Annotated in this window: 9 protein-coding genes; 3 read left to right on the top strand and 6 right to left on the bottom strand. The window is 75.3% G+C overall.

Going from position 1 to position 7,366, the window contains the following annotated elements:
* A partial coding sequence (locus tag GTW43_RS09010; RefSeq protein ID WP_161301100.1) for an FAD/NAD(P)-binding oxidoreductase occupies positions 1–967 on the top strand: 967 nt, incomplete at its 5' end.
* Positions 968–1,056: 89 nt separating this feature from the next.
* Entirely contained in the window at positions 1,057–1,608 is a 552-nt protein-coding gene (locus tag GTW43_RS09005) for a PadR family transcriptional regulator (RefSeq protein WP_161301099.1), read from the top strand.
* A 79-nt stretch (positions 1,609–1,687) separates the two neighbouring features.
* Here the strand turns inward: GTW43_RS09005 and GTW43_RS09000 are convergent, their stop codons facing one another.
* Positions 1,688–2,194, bottom strand: coding sequence for a hypothetical protein (locus GTW43_RS09000; protein WP_161301098.1), 507 nt, complete (start codon positions 2,192–2,194; stop codon positions 1,688–1,690).
* Between the two features lie 164 nt (positions 2,195–2,358).
* On the bottom strand, positions 2,359–3,273 hold the full coding sequence (locus tag GTW43_RS08995; protein ID WP_237536493.1) for a fibronectin type III domain-containing protein: 915 nt from the start codon (positions 3,271–3,273) through the stop codon (positions 2,359–2,361).
* Between the two features lie 316 nt (positions 3,274–3,589).
* Here GTW43_RS08995 and GTW43_RS08990 point away from each other — a divergent pair, with 316 nt between their 5' ends.
* Positions 3,590–4,342: a glycoside hydrolase family 75 protein gene (locus tag GTW43_RS08990; RefSeq protein WP_343245942.1), complete on the top strand. Its 753-nt coding sequence runs from the start codon at positions 3,590–3,592 to the stop codon at positions 4,340–4,342.
* A gap of 3 nt (positions 4,343–4,345) precedes the next feature.
* Here GTW43_RS08990 and dhaM read toward each other — a convergent pair whose 3' ends face one another.
* The 4 genes from dhaM to GTW43_RS08970 all read right to left on the bottom strand — a co-directional run.
* Complete coding sequence (gene dhaM / locus GTW43_RS08985; protein ID WP_161301095.1) at positions 4,346–4,759, bottom strand: dihydroxyacetone kinase phosphoryl donor subunit DhaM; 414 nt, start codon at positions 4,757–4,759, stop codon at positions 4,346–4,348.
* On the bottom strand, positions 4,756–5,364 hold the full coding sequence (gene dhaL, locus GTW43_RS08980; protein ID WP_161301094.1) for a dihydroxyacetone kinase subunit DhaL: 609 nt from the start codon (positions 5,362–5,364) through the stop codon (positions 4,756–4,758). The genes dhaM and dhaL overlap by 4 nt, the downstream gene beginning before the upstream one ends.
* 45 nt (positions 5,365–5,409) lie before the next feature.
* Positions 5,410–6,402, bottom strand: coding sequence for a dihydroxyacetone kinase subunit DhaK (gene dhaK / locus GTW43_RS08975; RefSeq protein ID WP_161301093.1), 993 nt, complete (start codon positions 6,400–6,402; stop codon positions 5,410–5,412).
* 82 nt (positions 6,403–6,484) lie between these two features.
* The coding region (locus GTW43_RS08970) for a substrate-binding domain-containing protein (protein WP_161301092.1) at positions 6,485–7,366 on the bottom strand (882 nt) is incomplete at its 5' end.

The raw sequence follows: 7,366 nt of genomic DNA, 5'->3' as shown, positions 1-7,366 counted from the left end.
CAAGATCACCTCCTGCCTGGTCAACCCCCGCGCCTGCCACGAGACCGAGCTGGTCCTCGCGCCGACCCGGCTGCGCAAGACCGTCGCCGTGGTCGGCGCCGGGCCCGCCGGACTCGCCTGCGCCGTCTCCGCCGCCGAGCGCGGCCACGCCGTCACCCTCTTCGACGCGGCGGACGAGATCGGCGGCCAGCTGAACGTCGCCCGCAGGATCCCCGGCAAGGAGGAGTTCGACGAGACGCTGCGCTACTACCGCACGCAGCTCGAACTGCACGGCGTCACCGTCGAGTTGAACACCCGCGTCGCCGCCGACGCCCTCACCGGGTACGACGAGGTCGTCGTCGCCACCGGCGTCAGCCCGCGCACCCCGGCCATCGACGGCGTCGACCACCCGAGCGTCGTCTCCTACCTCGACGTGCTCCGCGACGGCGCGCCCGTCGGCGACCGGGTCGCCGTGATCGGCGCGGGCGGCATCGGCTTCGACGTCGCCGAGTACCTCACCGACGGCGGCGAGAAGGCGAGCCAGGACCCCGCCACGTACTTCCGCCTGTGGGGCGTCGACATGGACTACACCGACCGCGGTGGCCTCACGGCGCCCGCGCGGCCCGCGCCGCCGCGCGAGGTCCACCTCGTCCAGCGCAAGACCTCCAAGGTCGGCGCCGGACTCGGCAAGACCACCGGCTGGATCCACCGCACCGAACTGCGCCACCGCGGCGTCACGATGGTCGCGGGCGCCACGTACGACCGGATCGACGACGCCGGACTGCACCTCACCGTCGGCGGCGAGCAGCAGCTCCTGCCCGTGGACACGGTCGTGCTGTGCGCGGGCCAGGAGCCGCACCGCTCGCTGTACGACGACCTCGTCGCCGCGGGCCGTACCCCGCACCTGATCGGCGGGGCCGACGTCGCCGCCGAGCTGGACGCGAAGCGCGCCATCAAGCAGGGCACCGAGACCGCCGCGGCCCTCTGACCGCGGCCCACCGCCGGGTGGTCACGCGGCCGGGCCCGCCGGCCGCGTGACCACCCTTCGACCTGGGAACCCTCACCTACCCTTACGCCATGTCACTCCCGCACGCGATCCTCACGGCCCTCCTGGAGAAGCCGTCGTCGGGCCTCGAACTGACCCGCAGGTTCGACCGGTCCATCGGCTACTTCTGGTCGGCGACGCACCAGCAGATCTACCGCGAGCTGGGAAAGCTGGAGCGGGACGGGCTGATCAGAGCGCTGCCCGCGCAGGGCCCGGCCCGCGGACAGAAGAAGCAGTACGAGGTGCTGCCGCGCGGGCGGTCGGAGCTGGCCCGCTGGACCGCGGCCCCGCAGGACCCGCGCCCCCTGCGGGACCCGCTGCTGCTGCGGCTGCGCTCGGCCGCGGTGGTCGGCACCGACGGGGTCGCCGAGGACCTGCACCGTCATCTCGCCCTGCACCGGGAGAACCTGGCGAACTACCGGGAGATCGAGGAGCGCGACTTCCCGCCCGGCAAGGACGCGACCCCGGACCGGCTGCGGCACGCGGTGCTGCGGGCCGGTATCGACCTGGAGACGTTCTGGGTGGGCTGGCTCGAGGACACGCTGCGGCGACTCGGCCTGCCCGGCCAGGACGACACCCCGTAGGGAGTGCCACCGCGGCCGGAGGGGCCGCCGCCCACGACGGGCGGCGGCCCCTCCGGCGCAAGGCGCGAGGGCGCGGGGACTACGTGCGCTGTCCCGTGCCCCGGCGGCGCAGATACCAGGCGCCGCCCGCCAGACCCGCCGCCACGAGCGCGCCGCCCGCCGCGAGGGTGAGCGTGCCGTAGTCCTGCACCGCTCCGCCCAGACCGCCGCGGACGCCGCCGAGCGGGCTGGACGTCGCCGAGATGGTCGCGCCGGACGCCACCGTCACCGAGCGGGTGCCGGCCGTCGAGCCGTCCGCGCACACGATCGCGACGGTGTACGTCCCGGCGCTGACGTTCTGCCAGGTCGCGGACCCCGCGCTGAGCGCCTGTTGACGCCCCTGCGCGAAGTTCGCCTGACCCGCCGACATCAGCGAGCCGTTGCCCCCGTTCGGGCAGGCCGTGGTGCGGGCCGTGACCGTGGAGCCGCTGGAACTCACGTCGATCCCGCCGCCCGCGTGCGCGGCCGGCGCGGCGAACGCCAGCGGCAGCGCCGCCGCGGCCGCGACGGTCAGTCCCGAGCGAGCGAGTATCGAGGTGGTACGCATGACTGCCTGCTCTCCGGCGCCCGCGGGAGGCGGTACGTCCGATGCCCCGCCCGAGTCGGCAAGTGCCCGCGCCGCCTGACGCCCAGCCAAACCGCGGACGGGGCGCGGCGCATGCGGGCGGCATCCGGGCAGGTGACGCGTTCCGTCGTCCGGCCCACGGGCGTTCAGCCGCCCGTGGTCACCGTGCGCTCCGGGGAGAACGCGCCCCACGTGCCGTCGGGCAGCTGCGCCCGGATCTTCACCCGGTGCCGCTCCCCGGCCTCCTTGCCGATGTAGAAGCTGTACTTCGCCGCGTCGGGCGTGTCCGCGCCCCACATCACGGTGGTGGCCTGGGCCCCGTCCACGAAGACCTGGTAGGCCGGGACCTCGCCGCCGGTGTGCGGCGGGGTCCAGCTCAGGTCGATGTAGTGGGCCCCGTCGGAGGTGCGGGAGCGGGCGCGGAAGTCGCCCGGCGCGGTGGCGTCCGCACCCGTGCCGCCGTCCTTGCCGCGCGCGGTCGTCAGCCGGACCGTCGTGCTCGGGGACGACGTGTTGTCCGCCGCGTCGCGGGCCCGCACGCTGAACGCGTAGGCGGTGCCCGGACGCAGCCCCGTGACCACCGCCCGGGTCTCCTTCCCGCCCACACTGTGGATCTTCGTCGTGCCCTGGTAGACGTCGTACGAGACGACGCCCCGGTCGTCGTGCGCGGCCCGCCACGTCAGCGAGACGGCCCCGGTGCCGGAGACACTGCCCCGCAGCCCGGACGGGCGGGACGGCGCCGCGCGGTCCTCGGCGACCGCGGCCGGAGTGGTGACGGTGACCCGGCGGCTCGCGGGGCCCAGCGCGCCGTCCGCACCGCGGGCCCGCACCGTGAACACGTAACGGGTGCGCGGGCGCAGCCCCGTGACGTCGATCATGTGCTGTGTCGCGGACAGCCGGCGCACCCGGTCGGCGCCCCGGTACACCTCGTACTGCGTGACCTCCGTGGTGCTCACCGGCCGGTTCCACATGACGTGCACGGAGGTGGCGCTGCCGGCCTGCGCGGTGACGCCGACCGGTTCGGTCAGGGCGGGGCCCGCGGCCTCGTCGTCCGTGAACAGACCGCAGGACGTGAGGGCGGCGACCAGGGCGAGGACGCCGGCCGCCCGCGGCAGCGTCGTCCGGGAGAGCGTCGTGCACGGGGGGACGCGTCGCACGGGGTGCCTTCCGCTCGATCGACAGGAACGAGATTGGTTCAGACCTGTATGGCATGGCTGACGGGTCCTCATCAAGCCCCCGTCCGGCCCCGTCCCGTCCCGCCTCGCCCCGTCCGGCCCCCGTGCGGTGGACGCGTCCGGGCGGTTCGCCCAGATTGGTGTGATGTGTCCGCCGGTCCGTACCCCGGGGCCGGCCGTCCCCGACCGAAGGTCCGCGTCCGTGCGCCCACGACTTCTGCCGCTCGCCGCCGCGTGCGGTGCCGTCTTCCTCGTCCCCGCGTCCCTCTCCGCCTCCGCCGCCCCGCCCGACGTACCGGAGCGCGAACCCTCCGTCCGGGTGCCCGTGCGCGCCGCCGGACCGCCCACCGCGCGCACGGACGGCGAGGTGCGCGCCGCCGAACTGCTCGACGCGGTACGCGGCTGCCGGCCGATCTCGGACGGCCGTTACCGCAGCGACGACGAGACGGAGGCCGACATCACCGTGTGCGGCGGCCGCGGTGTCGTGCACTGGAAGTCCGACCTCGACGTGGACTGCGACGGCCGCCCCGGGCGCCGCTGCAACGCCGAGACGGATCCGATGTTCGCCGACACGACCGCCTTCCAGCAGTCCGACGGGCGGCAGTTGAGCGCCGAGCAACTGCCCTACATCGTCGTGCCCGGCAGCAGCGACATCTGGTCGCCCGCCCGCTCCGGCATCCGCGCCGGCACCGTCGCCGCCCTGGTCCACCGCGGCCGCGTGGTGTACGCCGTCGTCGGCGACACCGGGCCCACCGAGCTGATCGGCGAGGCCTCCTACGCGGCCGCCCGCGCCCTCGGCGTGAGCCCCGACCCGATCGGCGGCGGCGTCGCCCGCTCGGAGGTGACCTACATCCTGTTCCCCGGGACCACGGCCGAGCCGCTGGAGAGCCACCGGGCCGCCGTCACCGCGGGCCGCGCGGCGGCCCGCACGCTCGTGCGGTCCGCCGCGCGCTGAGCCTCACTCCTTGCGGTACGCGTACGCCTCCGAGGCCGCCGCGACCACCGCGTCCAGGTCCGCGCCCGCCGCCGCCGAGACCACGGCGGCGACCGCGCCCTCGACGAACGGGGCGTCCACCAGACGGGTGCCGTCCGGGAGTTCGTCCCCCTCGGCGAGCAGCGCTTTCACCGTGAGCACGGCGCTGCCGAGATCGACCAGGACGGCGACGCCCGCGCCCCGGTCCACCTCGGCGGCCGCCGCCGAGATCAGCTCCGCGCTCGTCCCGAGACCGCCGTCCGGGGTACCGCCCGCCGCGGCCACCGGGGCCGTCCCGCCGCCTGCCAGGCCCTGGGCGAGCTGCGCCACCGACGCCGCGACCTCCTTGCTGTGCGACACCAGGACGACCCCGACCGCCGCGCCGGGAGCGGCGCTCACGCGGCCCCCTCGGCGGCCTCGGCCAGCGCGCCGATGAGCAGCGCCGACGACGTGGCCCCCGGGTCCTGGTGTCCGATGCTGCGCTCGCCGAGATAGCTGGCCCGCCCCTTGCGCGCCTGCAGGGGTGTCGTCGCCTCGGCGCCGTGCTCCGCCGCGGTGCGGGCCGCCGCGAAGCCGCCGTCGGCCAGGGCGTCGACCGCGGGGACGAGCGCGTCGAGCATCGTCTTGTCGCCCGGCGCCGCGCCGCCGAGCGCCGCGACCGCGTCCACGCCCGTGCGCAGGGCCGCGGCCAGCTCGGCCTCGGTCACCTCCGCGGCGTCCCCGAGCGCCTTGCCGGTGCGGCGCAGCAGCGTCCCGTACAGCGGCCCCGACGCGCCGCCCACGGTCGAGATCAACTGCCGCCCGCAGAGCGTGAGCACGGCCCCCGGGGTGTCCGGCGCCTCCTTGTCGAGGACGGTCCGCACGGCGGTGAAACCGCGCCGCAGATTGCTGCCGTGGTCCGCGTCGCCGATCGGTGAGTCGAGCGCGGTGAGGCGGTCCGCCTCGCGGTCCACGGCCGCTCCGGTCGCGGTCATCCAGCGCCGGAAGAAGTCGGCGTCGAGCACGTGGTCTCCTTCGGTGAGAGGTGCGTACGGGATCCAGGGTGCCCCTCAGCGGCCCCAGCGCAGCCCCGCCGTCTCCACCGGCGCGTCCCACAGCCGCAGCAGCTCCTCGTCCACCTCGCACAGGGTGACGGAGGCACCGGCCATGTCGAGCGACGTGACGTAGTTCCCGACGAGTGTGCGGGCCACCGCGACGCCGCGCTCCGTCAGCACGCGCTGCACCTCGGCGTTGAACCCGTACAGCTCGAGCAGCGGGGTCGCGCCCATCCCGTTCACCAGCGCGAGCACCGGGTTCGACGGGTTCAGGTCCTCCAGGACCGCGTTCACGGCGAAGTCGGCGATCTCCCCGGACGTCATCATGGCCCGCCGCTCGCGGCCGGGCTCGCCGTGGATGCCGACGCCCAACTCCAGCTCCCCGGGCGGCAGGTCGAAGGTCGGCGAGCCCTTGGCGGGTGTGCTGCAGGCGCTCAGCGCGACGCCGAAGCTGCGCGCCGAGGCGTTGACCCGGCGGGCCAGCGCCTCGACCCGCTCCAGCGGCTGCCCCTCCTCGGCCGCCGCGCCCGCGATCTTCTCGACGAAGAGGGTGGCGCCGGTGCCGCGGCGGCCGGCCGTGTACAGGCTGTCGGTCACCGCGACGTCGTCGTCGACCAGCACCTTGGCCACCTGGATGCCCTCGTCCTCGGCGAGTTCGGCCGCCATGTCGAAGTTGAGCACGTCGCCGGTGTAGTTCTTCACGATGAACAGCACGCCCGCGCCGCTGTCCACGGCGGCGGCCGCCCGCACCATCTGGTCGGGGACGGGGGAGGTGAACACCTCGCCGGGGCAGGCCGCCGTGAGCATCCCGGGCCCGACGAACCCGCCGTGCAGCGGCTCGTGCCCGGAGCCGCCGCCCGACACCAGGGCGACCTTCCCGGCCACGGGCGCGTCGCCCCGCACGATCACCCGGTTCTCGACGTCCACGGTCAGCTCGGGATGGGCGGCCGCCATGCCGCGCAGCGCGTCGGCGACGACGGTCTCGGGGACGTTGATGAGCATGCGCACGGGTACCTCCGAAGGGAACGGGAGTGGCCTCGCCAGTATCGGCGCCGGACCGGCGTGGGGCACCCGTTGCGCAGCAAGTCGGTCAGGCGCGGGCCGGCGGGGCGGTGGAGCCCCGCACCACCAGCTCGGGCTCGAAGAGCAGCTCGCCCGGGTGCCGGCGGCCGCCCTGGATCTGGGCGCACAGCAGGTCCACCGCGGCGCGGCCCATCGCCTCGATCGGCTGGCGCACCGTGGAGAGCGGGGGCTCGGTGCAGGTCATGAACGACGAGTCGTCGAAGCCGACCACCGACAGGTCGCGGGGGACCGAGAGGCCGCGGCGGCGGGCGGCCCTGATCGCGCCCAGGGCGAGCGGGTCGCTGGCGCACACGATGCCGGTGACGCCGTGGTCGAGGAGCCGGCCGGCCGCGGCCTGGCCGCCCTCCAGGGAGAAGATCGACCGCTCGACGCGGATGTCGGCGGGATCGGTGCCGAGCGAGCGGGCGACGACCCCGGCGGCGGCCAGCTTGCGGCGTGAGGGGGCGTGGTCGCGCGGGCCCAGCACGAGCCCGATGCGCCGGTGGCCGAGCGAGGCGAGGTGCCGCCAGGCCTGCTCGACGGCGACGGTGTCGTCGCAGGCGACGCACGGGAAGTCGAGGCCGTCGATCATCGCGTTGACCAGCACGACCGGGATCTTGCGGTCGGCGAGCCGGTGGTAGTGCTCGTGCGGGGCGTCGGCCTGGGCGAAGAGCCCGCCGGCGAAGACGACTCCGGACACCTGCTGCTGGAGCAGGAGTTCGACGTAGTCCGACTCGGCGACGCCGCCCCGGGTCTGGGTGCAGAGCACCGGGGTGAGCCCGCGCTGGGCGAGCGCGCCGCCGATCACCTCGGCGAAGGCGGGGAAGATCGGGTTCTGCAGCTCGGGTATGACGAGGCCGACCAGGCGGGCCCGTTCGCCGCGCAGTTGGGTGGGGCGCTCGTAACCGAG

It is taken from the genome of Streptomyces sp. SID5785 (genome assembly GCF_009870065.1).
GTDB lineage: Bacteria > Actinomycetota > Actinomycetes > Streptomycetales > Streptomycetaceae > Streptomyces.
Note: the sequence above shows the minus strand (reverse complement) of the source record. Positions and strands in the feature narration are given on the sequence as shown.

Excerpts from the sequence above, each read along its gene's own strand:
- GTW43_RS09000 (WP_161301098.1), bottom strand. The coding sequence starts at position 2,194 with ATGCGTACCACCTCGATACTCGCTCGCTCGGGACTGACCGTCGCGGCC.
- GTW43_RS09005 (WP_161301099.1), top strand. The coding sequence starts at position 1,057 with ATGTCACTCCCGCACGCGATCCTCACGGCCCTCCTGGAGAAGCCGTCG.